General features: G+C 53.5%; 25 protein-coding genes and 1 pseudogene. 21 read left to right on the top strand and 5 right to left on the bottom strand.

Translation table 11 applies throughout. The features are described 5' to 3' along the window. Positions 1-36 precede the first annotated feature (36 nt). The 5 genes and pseudogenes from HMPREF2959_RS12855 to yajC form a co-directional block, all read right to left on the bottom strand. Positions 37-144, bottom strand: a pseudogene (locus HMPREF2959_RS12855) (IS5/IS1182 family transposase); the annotation flags it as partial. Positions 145-222: 78 nt separating this feature from the next. Then, the gene (gene rpsO / locus HMPREF2959_RS05280) at positions 223-492 is read right to left on the bottom strand and encodes a 30S ribosomal protein S15 (protein WP_002217790.1); all 270 of its coding nucleotides are present in this window, start codon (positions 490-492) and stop codon (positions 223-225) included. A gap of 222 nt (positions 493-714) precedes the next feature. Next, positions 715-1,650, bottom strand: coding sequence for a protein translocase subunit SecF (gene secF, locus HMPREF2959_RS05275; protein WP_002219655.1), 936 nt, complete (start codon positions 1,648-1,650; stop codon positions 715-717). Between the two features lie 3 nt (positions 1,651-1,653). Next, positions 1,654-3,507: a protein translocase subunit SecD gene (secD, locus tag HMPREF2959_RS05270; protein WP_002233645.1), complete on the bottom strand. Its 1,854-nt coding sequence runs from the start codon at positions 3,505-3,507 to the stop codon at positions 1,654-1,656. Positions 3,508-3,718: 211 nt separating this feature from the next. Continuing rightward, positions 3,719-3,985, bottom strand: a complete 267-nt coding sequence (gene yajC / locus HMPREF2959_RS05265) for a preprotein translocase subunit YajC (protein WP_002226590.1) — start codon at positions 3,983-3,985, stop codon at positions 3,719-3,721. Positions 3,986-4,112: 127 nt separating this feature from the next. On the opposite strand from yajC, the gene HMPREF2959_RS05260 reads away from it, so the two are divergent. The 21 genes from HMPREF2959_RS05260 (at position 4,113) to HMPREF2959_RS05165 (ending at position 21,773) form a co-directional block, all read left to right on the top strand. Beyond that, positions 4,113-5,222, top strand: coding sequence for a histone deacetylase family protein (locus tag HMPREF2959_RS05260; RefSeq protein ID WP_002243622.1), 1,110 nt, complete (start codon positions 4,113-4,115; stop codon positions 5,220-5,222). Between the two features lie 363 nt (positions 5,223-5,585). Continuing rightward, positions 5,586-6,650, top strand: a complete 1,065-nt coding sequence (locus HMPREF2959_RS05255; protein WP_002214294.1) for a 2,3-butanediol dehydrogenase — start codon at positions 5,586-5,588, stop codon at positions 6,648-6,650. A gap of 140 nt (positions 6,651-6,790) precedes the next feature. After that, a complete protein-coding gene (locus HMPREF2959_RS05250) occupies positions 6,791-7,114 on the top strand; it encodes a phosphoribosyl-ATP diphosphatase (RefSeq protein ID WP_002217796.1) in 324 nt (107 codons plus the stop codon). Between the two features lie 71 nt (positions 7,115-7,185). Beyond that, a complete protein-coding gene (locus HMPREF2959_RS05245) occupies positions 7,186-7,509 on the top strand; it encodes a histidine triad nucleotide-binding protein (protein WP_002214298.1) in 324 nt (107 codons plus the stop codon). Positions 7,510-7,555: 46 nt separating this feature from the next. Next, positions 7,556-7,759, top strand: a complete 204-nt coding sequence (gene tatA / locus HMPREF2959_RS05240) for a Sec-independent protein translocase subunit TatA (protein WP_002214303.1) — start codon at positions 7,556-7,558, stop codon at positions 7,757-7,759. Between the two features lie 3 nt (positions 7,760-7,762). Next, positions 7,763-8,449: a Sec-independent protein translocase protein TatB gene (gene tatB / locus HMPREF2959_RS05235; RefSeq protein ID WP_002243621.1), complete on the top strand. Its 687-nt coding sequence runs from the start codon at positions 7,763-7,765 to the stop codon at positions 8,447-8,449. A 13-nt stretch (positions 8,450-8,462) separates the two neighbouring features. Further along, positions 8,463-9,233 (top strand): twin-arginine translocase subunit TatC, encoded by a 771-nt coding sequence (tatC, locus tag HMPREF2959_RS05230; RefSeq protein WP_002237763.1) that lies wholly within the window; start codon positions 8,463-8,465, stop codon positions 9,231-9,233. Positions 9,234-9,285: 52 nt separating this feature from the next. After that, positions 9,286-9,894 carry a Maf family nucleotide pyrophosphatase gene (locus HMPREF2959_RS05225; protein ID WP_002243620.1) on the top strand — a complete coding sequence of 203 codons (609 nt, stop codon included), beginning with the start codon at positions 9,286-9,288 and terminating at the stop codon, positions 9,892-9,894. Between the two features lie 8 nt (positions 9,895-9,902). Continuing rightward, complete coding sequence (locus HMPREF2959_RS05220; protein WP_002214308.1) at positions 9,903-10,256, top strand: DUF2069 domain-containing protein; 354 nt, start codon at positions 9,903-9,905, stop codon at positions 10,254-10,256. Then, positions 10,246-12,060 (top strand): PglL family O-oligosaccharyltransferase, encoded by a 1,815-nt coding sequence (locus HMPREF2959_RS05215; protein WP_002243619.1) that lies wholly within the window; start codon positions 10,246-10,248, stop codon positions 12,058-12,060. Before HMPREF2959_RS05220 ends, HMPREF2959_RS05215 begins: the two co-directional genes overlap by 11 nt. A 189-nt stretch (positions 12,061-12,249) precedes the next feature. After that, on the top strand, positions 12,250-12,927 hold the full coding sequence (gene misR / locus HMPREF2959_RS05210) for a two-component system response regulator MisR (RefSeq protein ID WP_002214312.1): 678 nt from the start codon (positions 12,250-12,252) through the stop codon (positions 12,925-12,927). A gap of 13 nt (positions 12,928-12,940) precedes the next feature. Next, entirely contained in the window at positions 12,941-14,347 is a 1,407-nt protein-coding gene (gene misS / locus HMPREF2959_RS05205) for a two-component system sensor histidine kinase MisS (RefSeq protein ID WP_002224624.1), read from the top strand. Between the two features lie 117 nt (positions 14,348-14,464). Continuing rightward, complete coding sequence (locus HMPREF2959_RS05200) at positions 14,465-16,891, top strand: bifunctional acetate--CoA ligase family protein/GNAT family N-acetyltransferase (protein ID WP_002243618.1); 2,427 nt, start codon at positions 14,465-14,467, stop codon at positions 16,889-16,891. A 44-nt stretch (positions 16,892-16,935) separates the two neighbouring features. Further along, positions 16,936-17,181: a 30S ribosomal protein S16 gene (gene rpsP / locus HMPREF2959_RS05195; RefSeq protein WP_002214315.1), complete on the top strand. Its 246-nt coding sequence runs from the start codon at positions 16,936-16,938 to the stop codon at positions 17,179-17,181. Positions 17,182-17,196: 15 nt separating this feature from the next. Further along, positions 17,197-17,706 carry a ribosome maturation factor RimM gene (gene rimM / locus HMPREF2959_RS05190; RefSeq protein WP_002217806.1) on the top strand — a complete coding sequence of 170 codons (510 nt, stop codon included), beginning with the start codon at positions 17,197-17,199 and terminating at the stop codon, positions 17,704-17,706. After that, positions 17,706-18,455 (top strand): tRNA (guanosine(37)-N1)-methyltransferase TrmD, encoded by a 750-nt coding sequence (trmD, locus tag HMPREF2959_RS05185; RefSeq protein WP_002217807.1) that lies wholly within the window; start codon positions 17,706-17,708, stop codon positions 18,453-18,455. Before rimM ends, trmD begins: the two co-directional genes overlap by 1 nt. A 15-nt stretch (positions 18,456-18,470) precedes the next feature. Then, positions 18,471-18,836: a 50S ribosomal protein L19 gene (gene rplS, locus HMPREF2959_RS05180; RefSeq protein ID WP_002217809.1), complete on the top strand. Its 366-nt coding sequence runs from the start codon at positions 18,471-18,473 to the stop codon at positions 18,834-18,836. 19 nt (positions 18,837-18,855) lie between these two features. Next, positions 18,856-19,161, top strand: a complete 306-nt coding sequence (locus HMPREF2959_RS12580) for a hypothetical protein (protein ID WP_079760790.1) — start codon at positions 18,856-18,858, stop codon at positions 19,159-19,161. After that, positions 19,158-19,883, top strand: a complete 726-nt coding sequence (locus tag HMPREF2959_RS05175) for a metal ABC transporter ATP-binding protein (RefSeq protein ID WP_176608350.1) — start codon at positions 19,158-19,160, stop codon at positions 19,881-19,883. The genes HMPREF2959_RS12580 and HMPREF2959_RS05175 overlap by 4 nt, the downstream gene beginning before the upstream one ends. A gap of 23 nt (positions 19,884-19,906) precedes the next feature. Next, on the top strand, positions 19,907-20,782 hold the full coding sequence (locus HMPREF2959_RS05170; protein ID WP_070696476.1) for a metal ABC transporter permease: 876 nt from the start codon (positions 19,907-19,909) through the stop codon (positions 20,780-20,782). 76 nt (positions 20,783-20,858) lie between these two features. Next, on the top strand, positions 20,859-21,773 hold the full coding sequence (locus HMPREF2959_RS05165; protein WP_002237758.1) for a metal ABC transporter substrate-binding protein: 915 nt from the start codon (positions 20,859-20,861) through the stop codon (positions 21,771-21,773). The last annotated feature ends 79 nt before the right edge of the window (positions 21,774-21,852 follow it).

Genomic DNA, 21,852 nt, shown 5'->3' with positions numbered 1-21,852 from the left:
ACTTTATATTATATTAGTTTATGCGGTTTTCGGGCAATATAGTGGATTAAATTTAAACCAGTACAGCGTTGCCTCGCCTTGCCGTACTATCTGTACTGTCTGCGGCTTCGTCGCCTTGTCCTGATTTAAATTTAATCCACTATAAATATGGATTTGAGCTTGTCGGAAAGCAACAGAAAAGAAAACACCGCCCATTTTTCTGGGCGGTGTCGGAAAGCGTAATTATTTACGCAGACCCAAGCGGGTAATCAACGCGCGATACGTATCGGGCTGGGTACGGCGCAAGTAGGCCAGCAGGCGGCGGCGTTGGCTGACCATTTTCAACAGGCCGCGACGGCTGTGGTGGTCTTTGGGGTTGGCTTTGAAGTGGGGGGTCAGGTCGTTGATGCGGAAAGTCAACAGAGCGACTTGTACTTCGGAAGAGCCGGTGTCGCCTTCTTTGCGTTGGAAATCTTTAACGATTTGTGCTTTTTGTTCTACGGTCAGTGCCATAATGAAAACTCCAAAAATATAAGAATCCCCATAGGGATTCAGACAAGTTTGCCAAGCCTGAAGACAACGGCAAACTCCCTATGCCCAAGATAGGACAACGTGGCATTATGACACAATTCCCGCATTTCTGCACAATATTTTAAGACCGTGGAAGTAACCGTTAAAAATGCCGTCTGAAGCATTGTCTGCTTGAGACGGCAATGTTCAGACGGCATATGCGCTTCAAACCACGATTTCTTCTTTCTTCTTCGGTTCTTTACCGATATTGTCGCGGCTCAAACCGAACATTAGCAGAAGCGGGCTGGCAACCAATACGGAAGAATAAATGCCGAACACGATGCCAATGGTCAACGCCATAGAAAAGCCGTGCAAGGCCGCACCGCCGAACACCAGCATGGATACGACCATCGCCTCGGTCGAACCGTGGGTAATGATGGTGCGGCTCATCGTTGCGGTAATCGCGTTGTCGATGACTTCCGGCACGGCATGTCCGCGCATCGCCGGCTTGCGGAAGTTTTCACGGATACGGTCGAAGACGACGACGGATTCGTTCACAGAATAGCCCAATACGGCAAGGATACCCGCCAAGACGGTCAGCGAAAATTCCCATTGGAAGAAGGCAAAGCAGCCGAGAATAATCACGATGTCGTGCATATTGGCGATAATGGCAGATACGGCAAAACGCCATTCAAAACGCATCGACAGGTAAATAATGATGCCGATAACGACAAAACCTAAAGCCATCAATCCATTACTTACCAATTCCTCACCGACTTGCGGGCCGATAAATTCGACTTGGCGCAAGGTAACGTCGGGACTGTCTTTTTTCAGCAAATCCATAACCTGATTGGACAACTGTGCGGAAGTAACACCTTCTTTGTTCGGCAGGCGGATCATGATGTGTTTGTTCGTACCCAATGCCTGAACCTGTACATCACCTATTTTCAGCGTATCGAGGCGTTCGCGCATCTTATTGACATCCGCACCCTGCTGATATTGGACTTCCATTACCGTACCGCCGGTAAATTCGACAGAGAAATTCAGACCTCTGGTAACCAAAAAGAACACGGCAGCGATAAACGTAACCAACGAAATGAAGGTCGTCAGTTTGCCGTAGCTCATAAACGGAATATCGCGTTTGATTTTAAAGAGTTCCATAGCTTACTCCTTACCTGCCGCAGTTTCGGCTTCAGGTTTCCATACCGCACCGATGGAAATATTCTGCAATTTGCGTCTGCGTCCGTACCACAGATTGACCAACGCACGGAATACGACGACGGAGGAATACATCGAAGTCAGAATACCCAAACAGTGTACGACCGCAAAACCGCGTACCGGGCCGGAACCGAATACCAAAAGCGCGATACCGGCAATCAGCGAAGTCAGGTTGGAATCGACAATGGTCGCCCATGCGTGTTGGAAACCGAGATTGATTGCCTGCTGCGGCGGCACGCCGGCACGCAATTCTTCGCGGATACGTTCGTTAATCAAGACGTTGGAGTCGATTGCCATACCCAAAGTCAACGCCAGCGCGGCCATACCCGGTAACGTCAACGTTGCCTGCATGGCAGACAAAATACCGATTAGGAACAGTATGTTGGCACTCAATGCAATGGTAGAAAAGAAACCCATCAGACGATAGTAAACCACCATGAATGCAGCAACGATGGCAAAACCCCATAAAGTCGAATGGAAGCCTTTTTCGATGTTCTCCTTACCCAAAGACGGACCGATGGTACGTTCTTCGACAATCTGCATCGGCGCGGCAAGAGAACCGGCACGCAACAGCAAAGACGTATCATTGGCTTCGGCTGTCGTCATGCTTCCGGAAATTTCCACGCGTCCGCCGGTAATGGCAGTACGGATAACCGGCGCGGTTACAACCTCGGATTTTCCTTGGTCGATCAAAACCATCGCCATGCGTTTGCCGACATTTGCGGCAGTCAGTTCGCCAAAAATGCTGCCACCCGCGCTGTCCAAGCTCAGACTGACGGCAGGTGCGCCCATTTGGTCGAAACTCGGTTGCGCATCGTTGATGTTGTCGCCCGTCAGCTCGACCTGTTTGCTGATTAGCAGAGTTTCGGGACGATCTCCGCCGCTTGAAAGCAGCTCATAACCGCTCGGCACGTTGCCTTCCAATGCCTCGCGCAACTTGGCAGGATCGTCCTCCACCATACGCAATTCCAAAGTCGCGGTACGGCCGATGATGTCTTTTGCCTTGGCAGTATCCTGAACGCCCGGAAGCTGCACGACGATACGGTCGGCACCGGACTGCTGGATGACGGGTTCGGCCACGCCCAACTCGTTCACACGGTTGTGCAGGGTAGTGATGTTCTGTTTGACCGCATCGGAACGCACTTTATTGACCGCCTCTTCCGAAAGCGTCAAGACGATATTGCTGCCGTCTGAATTCAGCGTTGCTTCAGGAAACAGCTTGCGCAACTGCGGCAGAGCCTTTTGCACATCACCTGCATCCTGCAAAGGGACGGTCAGGCTGTTTCCAGCCTGACGCACCGTGCCGCTGCGGATTTTTTCGCGGCGCAGTTCGCGGCGGATGTCGCCCGAATAACGTTCAAACGTTTTCTGCATCGCCGCTTTCATATCGACCTGCATGGTGAAATGCACGCCGCCGCGCAAGTCCAAACCCAAAAACATCGGATTGGCTTTGATTTTCGCCATCCATTCGGGGCTGTCCGCCAACAGGTTGAGCGCGGTAATATACCCTTCGCCCAAAGTGTTTTCGATGACGTCGCGCGCTTTAAGCTGCGTTTCTGTGTCTTTGAAACGCACTTTCAGTGAATTGTCCACAACAAACATCCCGTCGGTCTGAATACCTGCGTTTTTCAGCGCGGCATCCACTTTGAATTGAGTCTGTTCGTTGATGATGATGGCTTGTCGGTTGGTCGATACCTGCACGGCGGGTGTTTCGCCGAATAGGTTGGGCAGCGAATACACTGCGGCAACCGCAATTGTGAACACAATCAGCAGATATTTCCATAAAGGATAACGGTTCATCATTGTTCCTTAATGGTTGGAACCCCACCCTTTCGGTGGTGTCGGAATCGGGCTATTTCAGAAGAGGCAAAAACCCTTCCCAGCCAGGCAAGACCGGAAGGCGGCATCTTGAATATGCCGCCCTGCGTGTCGGAACATGGTCAAGCCTTCGGTTGGAATTCAAAACAAAGTGCCGCATTCGGGCTTTTCCGATGCGGCTTGTCGGCACAAATCAATCGACTTTTGCAGAAATCGCATTGCGTTCCACTTCGACCTCGATTTTTGTACCCTGTCCGATATCCACGGTAAAAAACTGTTCGCCGACTCTGGTTACCTTACCCTTGAAACCTGCCGCCAAGACCACTTTGTCGCCGACTTTCAAGGCGGCAAGCATTGCCTGATGCGCTTTGAATTTCTTTTGCTGCGGACGCATGATCAGGAAGTAGAACACCACCATAATCAACACTAAAGGAGCAAATTGTGCAACAGCTTGATTCATAATTTATCCGTTCTTTCTAATATGGTTGAAAATCGAGAGGGGTATATAATAACATAAGACCGTAAACAATATATCGGGTTTGCCGTCCGTACCGACCGTATACCGCAGCCTGCCCGTCCACAAACCCATGTCCTTGACCCGCCTAATCTTGAAATTCTATGCGCTGTTGCGCCTCTTTTTGGGCAAAAACGCCCGCACCGCATGGATTTCGCATCCCGCCTGCACCGGGCACGAACCCGGCGCAAACCATCCCGATTCGCCCGACCGCATCCTCTGCATCGAGCAGGCATTGCGCCGCGCCGGTATTTGGCAGCACCTCCAAACCATAGAGGCGGAAGAAATCAGCGATACGCGCCTCGCGCTTACCCATACGAGCAAATATTTAAACCGGTTAGAGTCCCGCCTGCCCGAAGACGGCAAGATTTGCCGCTTGGACGACGACACCGTTATCAGCAAAAACTCCCTGTCTGCCGCCCGTTTTTCCGCAGGTTCGGCAGTTCAGGCAGTCGACATGGTCATGAACCGTAAAGCATGGCATGCCTTTTGCGCCGCCCGCCCGCCCGGACACCATGCGGGCAGCGGCAAAGCCGGCGGATTCTGCCTGCTGAACAACGTTGCCGCCGGCGTCATGCATGCCATTGCCGAATACCGCCTGAAACGCATTGCCGTCATCGATTTCGATGTCCACTACGGCGACGGTACGGCAGAAATATTCAAAGACGATCCGCGCATCCTGTTTTTCAACCTGTTTGAAACCGACCTTTTTCCTTTCCCCGAAAACAACGATATGCCCGACGGCGGCAATATGGTGCACCTGCCCTTGCCGCCGGGAACGGGCAGCCGCACATTCCGCGAAGCCGTCCGCAGACAGTGGCTGCCCCGGCTTGCCGCATTCAAACCCGAACTGGTGCTGCTGTCGGCAGGATTCGACGCACACCGTCTAGACGAATCGGGCAGGCTCAACCTGCACGAGGCGGATTTTGCCTGGCTGACACACAAAATCATTCAGACGGCATCGGGCTGCCCCGGCAAAATCGTATCCGTACTCGAAGGCGGCTACACCCTTGAACCTCTGGCACAATCTGCTGCCGAGCATATCCGCGTGCTGGCAGGGCTGGGCAAATCCGATGCCGCAACCGCCTATCAGAAAACACTGGACCCAACAAAAAAACGGTTTGCCAAACCGAAAACCGGACAGGTGCGCCAACCTACCCAATCCGACCGTTACGACATATAGTGGATTAAATTTAAATCAGGACAAGGCGACGAAGCCGCAGACAGTACAGATGGTACGGAACCGACTCACTTGGTGCTTCAGCACCTTAGAGAATCGTTCTCTTTGAGCTAAGGCGAGGCAACGCCGTACTGGTTTTTGTTAATCCACTATAAATGCCGTCTGAAGCCGATTCGGTTTTCAGACGACATCATTATTTGACCTGACGCAAACAGAAAGCCTTCCGCGTGCTTAAACACATCTCTTGTAGTAAAATATCTAAACAGATTCAACTGGAAACGGTCAGGCTTCTTCACGCCATTCCCATTTCAACCGCCGCCTGCCAGATTCAGACGGTATTCCTACTTGAAAACAAGGAGCGTTACAATGAAAGCAGCACGTTTTTACGATAAAGGCGACATCCGCATCGAAGACATCCCCGAACCGACCGTCGCCCCCGGCACTGTCGGCATCAATGTCGCCTGGTGCGGCATCTGCGGTACTGACCTGCACGAATTCATGGAAGGCCCGATTTTCATTCCGCCTTGCGGTCATCCGCACCCGATTTCCGGCGAGTCCGCACCCGTAACGATGGGACACGAGTTCTCCGGCGTGGTCTATGCCGTCGGCGAAGGCGTGGACGACATCAAAGTCGGCCAACACGTCGTGGTCGAACCCTACATCATCCGCGATGACGTACCGACCGGAGAAGGCAGCAACTACCACCTCTCCAAAGATATGAACTTTATCGGCTTGGGCGGCTGCGGTGGCGGTCTGTCCGAAAAAATCGCCGTCAAACGTCGTTGGGTGCATCCGATTTCCGACAAAATCCCGTTGGATCAAGCCGCTTTGATCGAACCGCTGTCTGTCGGACACCACGCCTATGTACGCAGCGGCGCGAAAGCAGGCGACGTCGCATTGGTCGGCGGCGCAGGTCCGATCGGTTTGCTGTTGGCTGCCGTGTTGAAAGCCAAAGGCATCAAAGTCATCATCACCGAGTTGAGTAAAGCACGCAAAGACAAAGCGCGCGAATCCGGCGTTGCCGACTACATCCTCGACCCGTCCGAAGTCGATGTTGTCGAAGAGGTGAAAAAACTGACCAACGGCGAAGGCGTGGACGTGGCATTCGAATGTACCAGCGTGAACAAAGTGTTGGATACTTTGGTCGAAGCCTGCAAACCTGCCGCCAATTTGGTTATCGTATCCATCTGGAGCCACCCTGCAACCGTCAACGTCCACAGCGTCGTGATGAAAGAGCTGGATGTGCGCGGCACGATTGCCTACTGTAACGACCACGCCGAAACCATCAAACTGGTCGAAGAAGGCAAAATCAACCTCGAACCCTTCATCACCCAGCGCATCAAGCTGGACGAACTGGTTTCCGAAGGCTTCGAGCGTCTGATCCACAACAACGAATCCGCCGTTAAAATTATTGTGAGTCCAAACCTGTAAGCAAATTACATTTGCAACAGCACAAATGCCGTCTGAAACGCTCAGACGGCATTTTCCAACGAAGCGCAACAGGCGTATTGCCCGAGAGCAGCCGTTTAGCCTATCATTCCGAACAAACAGAAACAAACAGAAGGAAAATCATGGGAGATTCCGTACTATCCGCCATCCAACAAACCATCACCCAGCGAAAATCTGCCAATCCGTCCGAATCTTACGTCGCACAGCTCTTGCATAAGGGCGAAGACAAAATCCTAAAAAAAGTGATTGAAGAGGCGGGCGAAGTGTTGATGGCATCCAAAGACAAAAACCCGTCCCACCTGGTTTACGAAGTTGCCGACTTATGGTTTCACACCATGATTCTTCTGACACACCACGACCTGAAGGCGGAAGACGTATTGGACGAACTTGCGCGCCGCCAAGGTTTGTCGGGCTTGGCCGAAAAAGCCGCTCGCACAGAATCTTGAATTTATATTAAAATCCGCACTTTCCCACATTCAATCCGTCTGACCGCTGTTCAGACGGCATCGGAGCCGTTATGGACAACTGTATTTTCTGCAAAATCGCCGCCAAAGACATTCCGGCGCAAACCGTCTATGAAGACGGCGAAATGGTTTGTTTCAAAGACATCAACCCCGCTGCTCCGGTTCATCTGCTGCTGATTCCCAAAGTCCATTTCGATTCGTTGGCACACGCCGCGCCCGAACATCAGCCCCTTTTGGGAAAAATGATGCTGAAAGTTCCCGAAATCGCCAAAGCGGCAGGACTGGCAGACGGCTTCAAAACCCTGATCAACACCGGAAAAGGCGGCGGACAAGAGGTCTTCCACCTGCATATACACATCATGGGCACACCCGTATAAACCGTTATTTCACAATCAACCCCTAATACTTACTTAAGGATACATCATGGGCAGTTTTTCTCTGACGCACTGGATTATCGTACTGATTATCGTCGTTTTGATATTCGGCACCAAAAAACTGCGCAACGTCGGCAAAGACCTCGGCGGTGCGGTTCATGACTTCAAACAGGGGCTGAACGAAGGTACAGACGGCAAAGAAGCCCAAAAAGACGATGTAATCGAACACAAAAAAGACGAAGACAAAGCGTAATTTATGTTTGATTTCGGTTTGGGCGAGCTGGTTTTTGTCGGCATTATCGCCCTGATTGTCCTCGGCCCCGAACGCCTGCCCGAGGCCGCCCGCACCGCCGGACGGCTCATCGGCAGGCTGCAACGCTTTGTCGGCAGCGTCAAACAGGAATTTGACACTCAAATCGAACTGGAAGAACTGAGGAAGGCAAAGCAGGAATTCGAAGCTGCCGCTGCTCAGGTTCGAGACAGCCTCAAAGAAACCGGTACGGATATGCAGAACAGTCTGCACGATATTTCCGACGGTCTGAAGCCTTGGGAAAAACTGCCCGAACAGCGCACGCCTGCTGATTTCGGTGTCGATGAAAACGGCAATCCCTTTCCCGATGCGGCAAACACCCTATCAGACGGCATTTCCGACGTTATGCCGTCCGAACGTTCCGATACTTCCGCCGAAACCCTTGGGGACAGCGGGCAAACCGGCAGTACAGCCGAACCCGCGGAAACCGACCAAGACCGCGCATGGCGGGAATACCTGACTGCTTCTGCCGCCGCACCCGTCGTACAGACCGTCGAAGTCAGCTATATCGATACCGCTGTTGAAACCCCTGTTCCGCACACCACTTCGCTGCGTAAACAGGCAATAAGCCGCAAACGCGATTTGCGTCCTAAATCCCGCGCCAAACCTAAATTGCGCGTCCGTAAATCATAAAGAGGGCAATCCGGTGTCCGAAACACAAAACGAACAACCCGTCCAACCGCTTGTCGAACACCTCATCGAGCTGCGCCGCCGCCTGATGTGGACGGTTGTCGGTATCTTAGTCTGCTTTTTCGGCCTAATGCCGTTTGCCCAACAACTCTATACTTTTATCGCCGACCCGCTGATGGCAAACCTGCCCAAAGACACCAGCATGATTGCCACAGATGTCATCGCACCGTTTTTCGTTCCGGTCAAAGTTACCCTGATGGCGGCATTTTTAATTTCGCTGCCGCATACGCTCTACCAAATCTGGGCATTTGTCGCCCCCGCACTCTATCAAAACGAAAAACGCCTGATTACCCCGCTTGTCCTCTCAAGCGTCAGCCTGTTTTTCATCGGCATGGCATTTGCCTACTTTCTGGTTTTCCCCGTCATTTTCAAATTCCTTGCCAGCGTTACCCCTGTCGGTGTCAATATGGCGACAGACATCGACAAATACCTATCTTTTATCTTAGGCATGTTTGTTGCGTTCGGCACAACGTTTGAAGTTCCCATCGTCGTTATCCTGTTAACCAAAATCAGCGTGGTAACAACCGGACAGCTCAAACGCGCCCGCCCCTATGTGATTGTCGGCGCGTTTGTCATTGCCGCCATCATCACGCCGCCCGATGTGATTTCACAAACCCTGCTTGCCATTCCGCTGATTCTCTTATACGAAGCAGGTATTTGGTTCGGACGCTTTTTCACGCCACGTTCAGAACAGGATGGCGACATACAGCCGCCTGCAACAACCTGACACTATGCCGTCCGAACCTCCGCCTCATACCGCAACAGATTAAGGAATACCTTTGAATACCCTCTATTTAGGTTCAAACAGCCCGCGCCGAATGGAAATCCTGACACAGTTGGGCTACCGCGTCATCCAACTGCCCGCCGGTATCGACGAATCCGTTAAAGCCGATGAAACACCTGCCTGTTACGTTCAAAGAATGGCGGCAGAAAAAAATCAGACGGCTTTGGCCCTGTTTCTCGAAACCAACGGCGCAATGCCTGACTTTCCCTTGATTACAGCGGATACCTGCGTCGTTTCAGACGGCATCATATTGGGCAAACCCCGCTCCCAAGCTGAAGCAATCGAATTTTTAAACCGATTGTCCGGCAAACAACATACCGTCCTGACTGCTGTCTGCATTCATTATCGCGGCAAAACGTCAAGCCGCGTCCAAACCAACCGCGTCGTTTTCAAGCCCCTGAGTTCGGAAGAAATTTCCGCCTATGTGCAAAGCGGCGAACCGATGGACAAAGCCGGCGCCTACGCCGTACAAGGCATAGGCGGCATCTTTATCCAATCTATCGAAGGCAGCTTCAGCGGCATTATGGGACTGCCCGTTTATGAAACCGTTTCGATGTTGCAGGATTTGGGATACCGCTCCCCCTTGTCCGCCCTTAAACCGTAAAGACCGCCGTGAACAGACAAACCGCTTACCTCCTTACCTCTTTCAGCCTGATCGCACTGATAATCCTGTCCCTTTCCTGGGAACTGTGGATTGCACCGTTGCGCCCGGGCGGCTCGTGGCTCGCGCTCAAAGCCCTCCCCCTCTGTCTGCCGCTTTCAGGCATCCTGAAGAAAAAAATCTACACCTACCAATACAGCTCCATGCTGGTTCTGATTTACTTTGCCGAAGCCGTCATGCGCCTGTTCGACGCCTATCCCGCAGAACAGATTTGCGCCGCGCTTTCCGCAGTATTCAGCATCATCTTCTTCATATCCTGCCTGTCGTTCGTCAAACAATACAAGGAAACAAACAATGCCCGCTGAAACGACCGTATCCGGCGCGCACCCCGCCGCCAAACTGCCGATTTACATCCTGCCCTGCTTCCTTTGGATAGGCATCGTCCCCTTTACCTTCGCGCTCAAACTGAAACCGTCGCCCGACTTTTACCACGATGCCGCCGCCGCAGCCGGCCTGATTGTCCTGTTGTTCCTCACGGCAGGAAAAAAGCTGTTTGATGTCAAAATCCCACCTATCAGCTTCCTTCTGTTTGCAATGGCGGCGTTTTGGTATCTTCAGGCACGCCTGATGAACCTGATTTACCCCGGTATGAACGACATCGTCTCTTGGATTTTCATCTTGCTCGCCGTCAGCGCGTGGGCCTGCCGGAGCTTGGTCGCACACTTCGGACAAGAACGCATCGTGACCCTGTTTGCCTGGTCGCTGCTTATCGGCTCCCTGCTTCAATCCTGCATCGTCGTCATCCAGTTTGCCGGCTGGGAAGACACCCCCCTGCTTCAAAACCTCATCGTTTACAGCGGGCAAGGCGTAATCGGACACATCGGGCAGCGCAACAACCTCGGACACTACCTGATGTGGGGCATACTCGCCGCCGCCTACCTCAACGGACAACGAAAAATCCCGCCCGCCTTGGGCGCAATCTGCCTGATTATGCAGACCGCCGTTTTAGGTTTGGTCAATTCGCGCACCATCTTGACCTACATAGCCGCCATCGCCCTCATCCTTCCCTTCTGGTATTTCCGTTCGGACAAATCCAACAGGCGGACGATGCTCGGCATAGCCGCAGCCGTATTCCTTACCGCGCTGTTCCAATTTTCCATGAACACCATTCTGGAAACCTTTACCGGCATCCGCTACGAAACTGCCGTCGAACGCGTTGCCAACGGCGGTTTCACAGACTTGCCGCGCCAAATCGAATGGAATAAAGCCCTTGCCGCCTTCCAGTCCGCCCCGATATTCGGGCACGGCTGGAACAGTTTTGCCCAACAAACCTTCCTCATCAATGCCGAACAGCACAACATATACGACAACCTCCTCAGCAACTTGTTCACCCATTCCCACAACATCGTCCTCCAACTCCTTGCAGAGATGGGAATCAGCGGCACGCTTCTGGTTGCCGCAACCCTGCTGACGGGCATTGCCGGGCTGCTTAAACGCCCCCTGACCCCCGCATCGCTTTTCCTAATCTGCACGCTTGCCGTCAGTATGTGCCACAGTATGCTCGAATATCCTTTGTGGTATGTCTATTTCCTCATCCCTTTCGGACTGATGCTCTTCCTGTCCCCCGCAGAGGCTTCAGACGGCATCGCCTTCAAAAAAGCCGCCAATCTCGGCATACTGACCGCCTCCGCCGCCATATTCGCAGGATTGCTGCACTTGGACTGGACATACACCCGGCTGGTTAACGCCTTTTCCCCCGCCACTGACGACAGTGCCAAAACCCTCAACCGGAAAATCAACGAGTTGCGCTATATTTCCGCAAACAGTCCGATGCTGTCCTTTTATGCCGACTTCTCCCTCGTAAACTTCGCCCTGCCGGAATACCCCGAAACCCAGACTTGGGCGGAAGAAGCAACCCTCAAATCACTAAAATACCGCCCCCACTCCGCCACCTACCGCATCGCCCTCTACCTGATGCGGCAAGGCAAAGTTGCAGAAGCAAAACAATGGATGCGGGCGACACAGTCCTATTACCCCTACCTGATGCCCCGATACGCCGACGAAATCCGCAAACTGCCCGTATGGGCACCGCTGCTACCCGAACTGCTCAAAGACTGCAAAGCCTTCGCCGCCGCGCCCGGTCATCCGGAAGCAAAACCCTGCAAATGACCCGCGCCGGCGGATGCGGATACCGCCCGAAATGTAAAGCTCCATGCAAGACATTGCAAAAAACAGCAAACCGGTAGGGAAATACGCTATCAAAAAACATTGCAGCCGTGTTAAGATAAACCGTCAAACAATCTTTTCACGCCCCGCCCGAAACAGGGTCGGGGCATACCCTTACGAAAAGGAAACACCATGAGCCGCGTATTACTCGTAGATGACGATGCCCTGCTAACCGAACTGCTGACCGAATACCTGAGCGCCGAAGGTCTGAACGTCCGCAGCGTTCCCGACGGGGAAGCAGGCGTACAGGAAATCCTGAGCGGGCAGTACGATGTAGTCGTATTGGATTCCATGATGCCCAAAATGAACGGCTTGGATGTCTTGAAAAACGTACGCGCCCGAAGCACCGTCCCCATCATCATGCTGACCGCCAAAGGCGACGACATCGACCGAATCATCGGCTTGGAAATGGGCGCGGACGACTATGTCCCCAAACCCTGCACACCACGCGAACTCTTGGCACGCATCAATGCCATCCTGCGCCGCGCACAACACAGCGGCGAACAGAACAACGCACCCAACAGCATCTCCGTCAGCGATGTCGTCCTGTATCCCGCCAAACGCCAGGCATCCGTCAAAGACATGCCGCTCGAACTGACCAGCACCGAATTCAACCTGCTCGAAGTCCTGATGCGCCATGCCGGACAGGTAGTCAGCAAAGAAACCCTGTCCGTCGAAGCACTCGACCGCAAGCTGGCAAAATTCGACCGCAGTATCGACGTACACATCTCCAGCATCCGCCACAAGTTGGGCGATGCCTCTCTGATTCAAACCGTACGCGGCTTGGGCTACCTGTTTGTCAAAAACTGAAATAAACAGATAAATGAAACTGTTCCAACGCATCTTCGCCACATTTTGCGCGGTTATCGTCTGTGCAATCTTTGTGGCGAGTTTTTCTTTCTGGCTGGTGCAGAACACCCTTGCCGAAAACCAGTTCAACCAACGCCGCACCATCGAAACCACTTTGATGGGCAGCATCATTTCCGCATTCCGGGCACGCGGGGACGCGGGCGCGCGCGAAATCCTGACGGAATGGAAAGACAGCCCCGTCTCATCGGGCGTGTACGTTATACAGGGCGACGAGAAAAAAGATATCCTGAACCGGTATATCGACAGCTACACCATCGAACGCGCCCGGCTTTTCGCCGCCGGACACCCGCATTCCAACCTCGTCCATATCGAATACGACCGCTTCGGCGAAGAATACCTGTTCTTCACCAAAGACTGGGACAAACTCCAAGCCCGCCGCCTGCCCAGCCCCCTGTTGATCCCCGGCCTGCCGCTCGCCCCGATTTGGCACGAACTCATCATATTGTCCTTCATCATCGTCGTCGGACTGCTGATGGCGTACATCCTCGCCGGCAACATTGCCAAACCCATCAGAATCTTAGGCAACGGCATGGACAGGGTGGCAAACGGAGAACTTGAAACCCGTATCTCCCAACAGGTCGACGACCGCGACGACGAATTGTCCCATCTTGCCATCCAATTCGACAAAATGGTGGAAAAACTCGAAAAACTCGTTGCCAAAGAACGCCACCTGCTCCATCACGTCTCCCATGAAATGCGTTCTCCCCTTGCGCGCATGCAGGCAATTGTCGGACTGATTCAGGCGCAGCCCCAAAAACAGGAGCAATATCTCAAACGGCTGGAAGGCGAACTGACCCGCATGGATACGCTGGCCGGGGAACTGTTAACCCTGTCCCGTCTCGAAACTTCCAATATGGCTTTGGAAAAAGAAAGCCTGAAACTCCTGCCCTTCCTGGGCAACCTGGTAGAAGACAATCAAAGCATTGCCCAGAAAAACGGACAAACGGTTACCCTGTCTGCCGACGGAAAAATCCCCGAAAACACAACCATCCTTGCCAACGAAAGCTACCTGTACCGCGCCTTCGACAACGTCATCCGCAACGCCGTCAACTACAGTCCCGAAGGCAGCACCATCCTGATCAACATCGGACAAGACCACAAACACTGGATAATCGACGTTACCGACAACGGCCCCGGCGTGGACGAAATGCAGCTCCCGCACATCTTCACCGCTTTCTACCGTGCAGACTCCAGTGCCAACAAACCCGGAACAGGACTGGGGCTTGCATTGACCCAACATATTATTGAACAGCACTGCGGCAAAATCATCGCCGAAAACATCAAACCGAACGGGCTGCGGATGCGCTTCATCCTACCCAAGAAAAAAACCGGTTCCAAAACAGAAAAAAGTGCGAACTGACCATAATGCCGTCTGAACCGGCTTCAGACGGCATTGCACAAACAGTTACCCCAAAACAAACACACAGCGGGTGCATCTCCAAAAATCACGCACATACCGTCCGCAAAGGAATATATCATGTCGGCACAAACCGATCCCGGCTACTTCTTCATGCCCAACCACATTATCCTGATAGGCGCGAGCGAACGTCCGTACAGCCTGGGCGAACGCGTACTCAGCAACCTGCTGAGTACGCCCTTTCAAGGAAAAATCACCCCCGTAAACCCGCGCCACCACACCATAGCCGGGCTTCCCGCCTACACCAGCCTCAACAAAATCCCCGGCAATGCAGACCTGATTATTGCCGTTACCCTACCCGACAGTTACGACACCCTCTTCAAAACCTGCCGCAAAAAGCAGCTCCGACACATCATCCTCATACAGGACTGGGACAGCCTGTCTGCCGCAGAACTGCACACCGCCGAAACTGCCATCCGCAAACACCACGGCAACGGACTCAACATCACCGCCTGCACCACCGCAGGCATCCAACTGCCCTCACTCGGACTTAACATCAGTACCCAAGACGGATACGCCGCAGGCCATACCGCCATACTGACCGGCAATGCCGCCGTCAGCCGCCAAATCGACAACATCCTGAACAAACTCCGTCAAGGCACATCCCGCCACATCAGCCTGCATCCCGGCATCAGCCCCATCACATCCGCCGATTGGCTCAACCGCTTCGGACACAGCCTGCACACCAAAACCGCCGTCCTACACCACAACCCTGAAGAGGATCAGCGCAAACTGTTCAGCGCAATCCGCCAATTTACCCGCCATACGCCGCTGATTCTCCACATCACCTGCCGCACGACAGAAACCGACCGTGCCGTACTGCACTGCCTCGCCCGACACTGCAACTTCCTCATCAGTTTCAACGCCGACGACCTCGAAGCCGCACTGCGCGCCCAACTGTCCGACCTTCCACCCCTGTCCCGACTCGACATCCTGTCCGACACGCCTGCCGAATGGCTGAACGCGCACGCGCCAAAAACCCTCGCCCTCCACTTTCCCAACCTTCCCCACCACATCCGCAACGGACACCTGACCGGCACACCCACACCCTCAATCTGCCACGACATCGCCTCACGTCAGCTTGCCCGCCCCGACACCCAAGCCGTCCTGACCATCCTCAGCCCCTCCGGACACGAGGATTACAAAAAAACAGCACGCGCCCTTATCCGCCTGTCCGAACAGACCGCCAAACCCCTGCTCGTCAGCAGCCCCTTTTCAGACGGCATAACACATTTCGACACCCCCACTCAGGCAATCCGCACCCTTTCCTACCGCAACACCGCCGCCGCCCTGAAACAGGCACAGCTCGACATTGCACCGCCGCAACCGTGCCGTCTGAAAACACCGCAACCCCAAAACATCAAAAAAGCCCTCGAAGCCGCCGACCCCGCCCTAATCGCCGAAGCCCTGCACCTCCCCCCCTACCGGCACACCACCCATAACGCCGTCCAATTCCAATTCGGCAGCCACTCCCTCTATGGCGACATCCTGACCGCACGTTGCAACGGACAAACCACTGCCGTACTCCCGCCGTTTACCACGCTCGACAGCCGCCACCTTGCCCGCTTTGCCGAACTCGACGGCACACAAACCCTCGACCAGTTCCTGCACACACTGACCATCATTCCCGAATACCGCCAACACATTCTCGGCATCACCCTCAACCTAAACGGCGGACAATACAGCAGCGATTTCATCTTAAAGACACCCGAAACACACGACACGCCCAAACGCAAGAACACAGGCAAAGCCGCCCAAACCCTCGAACATGCCGCCGCAAAAATGCAGAGTGCCGCCGCATACCTGAAACACAAAAACCCGACAGCCGCCGAATTTCTCCGCCACACAAGCGAAGCCGCCGCAGAACTGCTCGGCAGCAAAACCGAAACCGGAGCAGCCGTACCCAACGTACTTGCCCCCTATCCCGCAGCACACCTCAAAACACTGTCCCTAAGAAACAACACGACCGTTACCATTACCCCCATTTTGCCCGAAGACGCAGAAGCCAAACAGCAGTTCGTCCGCAGCCTCGGTCCCGAAGCACGGTACACACGCTTCATGACCCACACCAACGAACTGCCCGCAGCCACGTTGGCACGCCTGTGCAACCCCGATTACCACTGTGAAGCCGCATGGACGGCAAAGGATGCCGACAGCAACATCGTCGCCGTCGTCCGCCACAGCCGCCTGAACCGCAACGAATGCGAATTTGGCATCACACTGGCGGAACATATGCGCGGCAGCGGACTGGCACAGAAAATGATGGAACTCATCATCCAAACCGCCGCACAGCAAGGCTACCGGACTATGAGTGCCGACATTCTCAAAACCAATACCCCCATGATCAAACTTGCTGAAAAATCAGGATTTACCCTCAAGGAATCGGACACCGAAAAAAACCTGTACCGCGCATATCTGAACCTTGCGGCAGACAAAACAACAGAAAAAACAAATAAAAACTTGCGCACCGACCACAAAATAACCTAAAATCGGCAGTTTCCATATATCCGATTTTCTCAAAAGGACTCAAAATGGTAGTTATCCGTTTGGCACGCGGCGGCTCGAAACACCGCCCCTTCTACAACGTCATCGTTACTGACTCACGCAGCCGCCGCGACGGCCGCTTCATCGAACGCGTAGGCTTCTACAACCCCGTAGCCAACGAAAAACAAGAGCGCGTCCGCCTCAATGCAGACCGCCTGAACCACTGGATTGCACAAGGCGCGCAAGTCAGCGACTCCGTTGCAAAACTGATTAAAGAACAAAAAGCCGCCTAATTCACATTTGCCGCCATGACAGACACTCAAAACCGGGTAGCCATGGGCTACATCAAAGGCGTATTCGGCATAAAAGGCTGGTTGAAAATTGCCGCCAACACCGAATATTCCGACAGCCTTTTGGACTACCCCGAGTGGCATTTGGTCAAGGACGGCAAAACCGTCAGCGTTACCCTTGAAGCCGGAAAAGTCGTCAACAGCGAACTCCAAGTCAAATTCGAAGGCATAAACGACCGCGACTTGGCATTCTCATTGCGCGGTTACACCATCGAAATACCCCGTGAAGCATTCGCCCCGACAGAAGAAGACGAATACTACTGGACAGACTTGGTCGGCATGACCGTCGTCAACAAAGACCATACCGTTTTAGGCAAGGTAAGCAACCTGATGGAAACCGGCGCAAACGACGTATTGATGATTGACGGAGAACACGGGCAGATTCTGATTCCGTTCGTTTCCCAATATATCGAAACCGTCGATACCGGCAGCAAGATTATTACTGCCGACTGGGGTTTGGACTACTGATGCTTATCCAGGCAGTTACCATTTTCCCCGAAATGTTCGACAGCATTACCCGCTACGGCGTAACGGGACGCGCGAACAGACAGGGAATCTGGCAGTTTGAAGCAGTCAATCCCCGAAAGTTTGCCGACAACAGATTGGGCTACATCGACGACCGCCCGTTCGGCGGCGGCCCGGGAATGATTATGATGGCTCCGCCGCTTCATGCGGCAATAGAACACGCCAAAGCACAATCCTCCCAAGCTGCAAAAGTCATCTACCTCAGCCCCCAAGGGAAACCGCTGACACACCAAAAAGCGGTAGAACTGGCAGAACTTCCGCATCTGATTCTGCTGTGCGGACGGTATGAGGGCATAGACGAAAGGCTTCTGCAAAGCAGCGTCGATGAAGAAATCAGCATCGGAGACTTCGTTGTTTCCGGCGGAGAGCTTCCCGCCATGATGCTGATGGATGCGGTATTGAGGCTCGTACCCGGCGTATTGGGCGATATGCAGTCTGCCGAACAAGATTCGTTCTCAAGCGGCATTTTGGACTGCCCCCACTACACCAAACCCTTAGAATTTCAAGGCATGGCTGTTCCGGAAGTATTACGTTCCGGCAATCATGGCTTGATAGCGGAATGGCGGTTGGAACAATCGCTGCGCCGCACCTTGGAGCGCAGACCCGATCTTTTGGAAAAGCGCAGTTTAATCCCAAAGGAATCCCGCATCTTGAATAAAATCCTACAAGAGCAACGGGAAATCCAATCATAATTTAGGAAAAAAACAATGAACCTGATTCAACAGCTCGAGCAAGAAGAAATTGCCCGCCTGAACAAAGAAATCCCCGAATTCGCACCGGGCGACACCGTAGTCGTATCCGTACGCGTCGTGGAAGGTACCCGCAGCCGTCTGCAAGCCTACGAAGGCGTTGTCATTGCACGCCGCAACCGTGGTCTGAACAGCAACTTCATCGTCCGTAAAATTTCCAGCGGCGAAGGTGTTGAACGTACTTTCCAACTGTACTCTCCGACCGTCGAAAAAATCGAAGTCAAACGCCGTGGCGACGTACGCCGTGCCAAACTGTACTACCTGCGCGGTCTGACCGGCAAAGCTGCACGCATCAAAGAAAAACTGCCTGCACGCAAAGGTTGATTCAAACCCGTTTTCCCCAATGCCGTCTGAACCTTCTGACGGCATTTCTTATTGCCGCAACATCCGCAACGGAACAGCACCAAGAAGCACACCCCTTCCGGCACATCCCGAATCCCCGTCCGAACCGAACAAAATTTACAGACCAAACGTTATACAGTATCATATCAGCCATATAATAATAACCGCTTTACCGCTTTCCCTTTCAAAACCGCAAATCATCATGACACCTTCCCTTTTACTATCAGGATTGACCTTCCGCCTCGTCCTTGCCCTGATTGCCGTATCCCTTTTATGGGGCGTTTACTTTTGGGCAGTATCCGCATGAGCATCATTGTCGAAAACCTGACCGTCAGCTACCGCCGCCGCCCCGCCGTGCACCATGTGGACATTACTTTTGAAGAACATAGTATGTGGGCGGTTTTCGGTCCCAACGGCGCAGGGAAATCTACCTTTCTTAAATCCTTGATGGGATTGCAGCCCATCGACACTGGCAGCATCCGGCTGGACGGATTGACCCGTCAGAACATTGCCTACCTTCCCCAGCAGTCCGACATCGACCGCTCGCAGCCCATGACCGTTTTCGACTTGGCGGCAATGGGGCTGTGGTATGAAATCGGCTTTTTCAAAGGGATAAATACCGCTCAAAAACAACGCGTTCACGAAGCCTTGGAGCGTGTAGGAATGCGGCAGTTTGCCCGCCGCCAAATCGCCCACCTCTCAAACGGACAATTCCAACGCGTCCTTTTTGCCCGAATGCTGGTTCAAAACGCCAAATTCCTACTTCTAGACGAACCTTTCAACGCTGTTGATGCACGGACAACCTACGAACTTCTCGACGTATTGCAGAAATGCCATTGCGGCGGACACGCTATCATTGCCGTTTTGCACGATTACGAACAAGTCCGTGCCTACTTTCCCAATACCCTGCTGCTCGCCCGAGAAAAAATTGCGGCAGGCGCAACCGAGACCATTCTGACAGAACCCTACCTCGCCCAAGCCAACGCCAAAATGCAGCAACAGGAAAGCCCCGAGTGGTGCGCGTCATAAATGCCGTCTGAAACCGAAAAACCATGAACCTCTACGACCTGCTCCTTGCCCCCTTTGCAGAATTTGACTTTATGCGCTACGCCATCGTATCCGTCTTCTGCCTGTCCCTCAGTGCCGCACCCGTCGGCGTATTCCTCGTCATGCGCCGTATGAGCCTGATAGGCGACGCATTGAGCCACGCTGTCCTGCCCGGTGCCGCCGTCGGCTACATGTTTGCCGGCTTGAGCCTGCCCGCCATGGGTTTGGGCGGCGTAGCCGCAGGCATGCTGATGGCACTGCTTGCCGGACTTGTTAGCCGCTTCACCACCCTGAAAGAAGATGCCAACTTTGCCGCCTTTTATCTCAGCAGCCTCGCCATAGGCGTAGTCCTCGTCAGCAAAAACGGCAGCAGTGTCGATCTGCTGCATCTGCTTTTCGGCTCTGTACTTGCCGTCGATATTCCTGCCCTGCAGCTCATCGCCGCCGTATCCACCCTCACACTGCTTACCCTTGCCGTCATCTACCGCCCGCTCGTACTCGAAAGCATCGACCCCCTGTTTCTCAAATCTGTCGGCGGCAAAGGCGGGCTTTGGCACGTCCTCTTTCTCGTCCTGGTCGTCATGAACCTCGTATCCGGCTTTCAAGCCCTCGGCACACTCATGTCCGTCGGACTCATGATGCTGCCAGCCATTACCGCCCGCCTGTGGGCGAAGCACATGGGCGCACTCATCCTCCTATCCGTTCTGACAGCCCTGCTGTGCGGCTTGAGCGGGCTGCTCATTTCCTACCACATCGAAATCCCTTCCGGCCCCGCCATCATCCTCTGTTGCAGCGTCCTTTATCTCTTTTCCGTCATACTCGGCAAAGAAGGCGGCATTCTGACCAAATGGCTCAAAAACCACCGCCACCACACCACCTGACCCCGCAAGCCGCTTGAACAAACAGGCAGCTTGTTTTACCATAACAGATGTTACGTTATATCACAGGAGAACAGTTATGAAACACCTCAAACTCACCCTTATTGCCGCATTGCTAACCACCGCCGCAACTGCCGCCCCCCTGCCCGTCGTAACCAGCTTCAGCATTTTAGGCGACGTTGCCAAGCAAATCGGCGGAGAGCGCGTATCCATACAAAGTTTGGTCGGAGCCAACCAAGATACTCATGCCTATCACATGACCAGTAGCGACATTAAAAAAATCCGCAGTGCAAAACTCGTCCTGCTCAACGGCTTAGGACTTGAAGCTGCCGATGTACAACGTGCCGTCAAACAGAGCAAAGTATCCTATGCCGAAGCGACCAAAGGCATCCAACCCCTCAAAGCCGAAGAAGAAGGCGGACACCATCATGACCACGACCATGACCACGAAGGACACCACCATGACCACGGCGAATTTGACCCGCACGTCTGGAACGACCCCGTCCTTATGTCCGCCTATGCCCAAAACGTCGCCGAAGCCCTGATAAAGGCCGACCCCGAAGGCAAAGTTTATTATCAACAACGCTTGGGCAACTACCAAATGCAGCTTAAAAAACTGCACAGCGACGCACAAGCCGCATTTAACGCCGTCCCTGCCGCCAAACGCAAAGTCCTGACCGGGCACGATGCCTTTTCCTACATGGGCAAACGTTACCATATCGAATTCATCGCCCCGCAAGGCGTGAGCAGCGAAGCCGAGCCCTCAGCCAAACAAGTCGCCGCCATCATCCGACAAATCAAACGCGAAGGCATCAAAGCCGTCTTTACCGAAAACATCAAGGACACCCGTATGGTTGACCGTATCGCCAAAGAAACCGGTGTCAACGTCAGCGGCAAACTGTATTCCGACGCACTCGGCAACGCGCCCGCAGACACCTACATCGGAATGTACCGCCACAACATCAAAGCCTTGACCAACGCGATGAAGCAATAAAACCGTTTGATTGGTTTGAATTTGAAAAGGCAAAAGGCCGTCTGAAAATTATAGTGGATTAACAAAAATCAGGACAAGG

This window comes from Neisseria sp. HMSC070F02 (assembly GCF_001814225.1).
GTDB lineage: Bacteria > Pseudomonadota > Gammaproteobacteria > Burkholderiales > Neisseriaceae > Neisseria > Neisseria meningitidis.
Note: the sequence above shows the minus strand (reverse complement) of the source record. Positions and strands in the feature narration are given on the sequence as shown.

Bases quoted from the DNA above. Each gene is read 5' to 3' on its own strand.
- trmD (WP_002217807.1), top strand. From the start codon at position 17,706: ATGCTTATCCAGGCAGTTACCATTTTCCCCGAAATGTTCGACAGCATT.
- HMPREF2959_RS05175 (WP_176608350.1), top strand. From the start codon at position 19,158: ATGAGCATCATTGTCGAAAACCTGACCGTCAGCTACCGCCGCCGCCCC.
- tatA (WP_002214303.1), top strand. From the start codon at position 7,556: ATGGGCAGTTTTTCTCTGACGCACTGGATTATCGTACTGATTATCGTC.
- secF (WP_002219655.1), bottom strand. From the start codon at position 1,650: ATGGAACTCTTTAAAATCAAACGCGATATTCCGTTTATGAGCTACGGC.
- HMPREF2959_RS05255 (WP_002214294.1), top strand. From the start codon at position 5,586: ATGAAAGCAGCACGTTTTTACGATAAAGGCGACATCCGCATCGAAGAC.
- HMPREF2959_RS05245 (WP_002214298.1), top strand. From the start codon at position 7,186: ATGGACAACTGTATTTTCTGCAAAATCGCCGCCAAAGACATTCCGGCG.
- HMPREF2959_RS05165 (WP_002237758.1), top strand. From the start codon at position 20,859: ATGAAACACCTCAAACTCACCCTTATTGCCGCATTGCTAACCACCGCC.
- tatB (WP_002243621.1), top strand. From the start codon at position 7,763: ATGTTTGATTTCGGTTTGGGCGAGCTGGTTTTTGTCGGCATTATCGCC.
- HMPREF2959_RS05200 (WP_002243618.1), top strand. From the start codon at position 14,465: ATGTCGGCACAAACCGATCCCGGCTACTTCTTCATGCCCAACCACATT.
- HMPREF2959_RS05260 (WP_002243622.1), top strand. From the start codon at position 4,113: ATGTCCTTGACCCGCCTAATCTTGAAATTCTATGCGCTGTTGCGCCTC.
- HMPREF2959_RS05215 (WP_002243619.1), top strand. From the start codon at position 10,246: ATGCCCGCTGAAACGACCGTATCCGGCGCGCACCCCGCCGCCAAACTG.
- rimM (WP_002217806.1), top strand. From the start codon at position 17,197: ATGACAGACACTCAAAACCGGGTAGCCATGGGCTACATCAAAGGCGTA.
- HMPREF2959_RS12580 (WP_079760790.1), top strand. From the start codon at position 18,856: ATGCCGTCTGAACCTTCTGACGGCATTTCTTATTGCCGCAACATCCGC.
- rpsP (WP_002214315.1), top strand. From the start codon at position 16,936: ATGGTAGTTATCCGTTTGGCACGCGGCGGCTCGAAACACCGCCCCTTC.
- rpsO (WP_002217790.1), bottom strand. From the start codon at position 492: ATGGCACTGACCGTAGAACAAAAAGCACAAATCGTTAAAGATTTCCAA.
- misS (WP_002224624.1), top strand. From the start codon at position 12,941: ATGAAACTGTTCCAACGCATCTTCGCCACATTTTGCGCGGTTATCGTC.
- HMPREF2959_RS05250 (WP_002217796.1), top strand. From the start codon at position 6,791: ATGGGAGATTCCGTACTATCCGCCATCCAACAAACCATCACCCAGCGA.
- HMPREF2959_RS05170 (WP_070696476.1), top strand. From the start codon at position 19,907: ATGAACCTCTACGACCTGCTCCTTGCCCCCTTTGCAGAATTTGACTTT.
- misR (WP_002214312.1), top strand. From the start codon at position 12,250: ATGAGCCGCGTATTACTCGTAGATGACGATGCCCTGCTAACCGAACTG.
- rplS (WP_002217809.1), top strand. From the start codon at position 18,471: ATGAACCTGATTCAACAGCTCGAGCAAGAAGAAATTGCCCGCCTGAAC.
- secD (WP_002233645.1), bottom strand. From the start codon at position 3,507: ATGAACCGTTATCCTTTATGGAAATATCTGCTGATTGTGTTCACAATT.
- yajC (WP_002226590.1), bottom strand. From the start codon at position 3,985: ATGAATCAAGCTGTTGCACAATTTGCTCCTTTAGTGTTGATTATGGTG.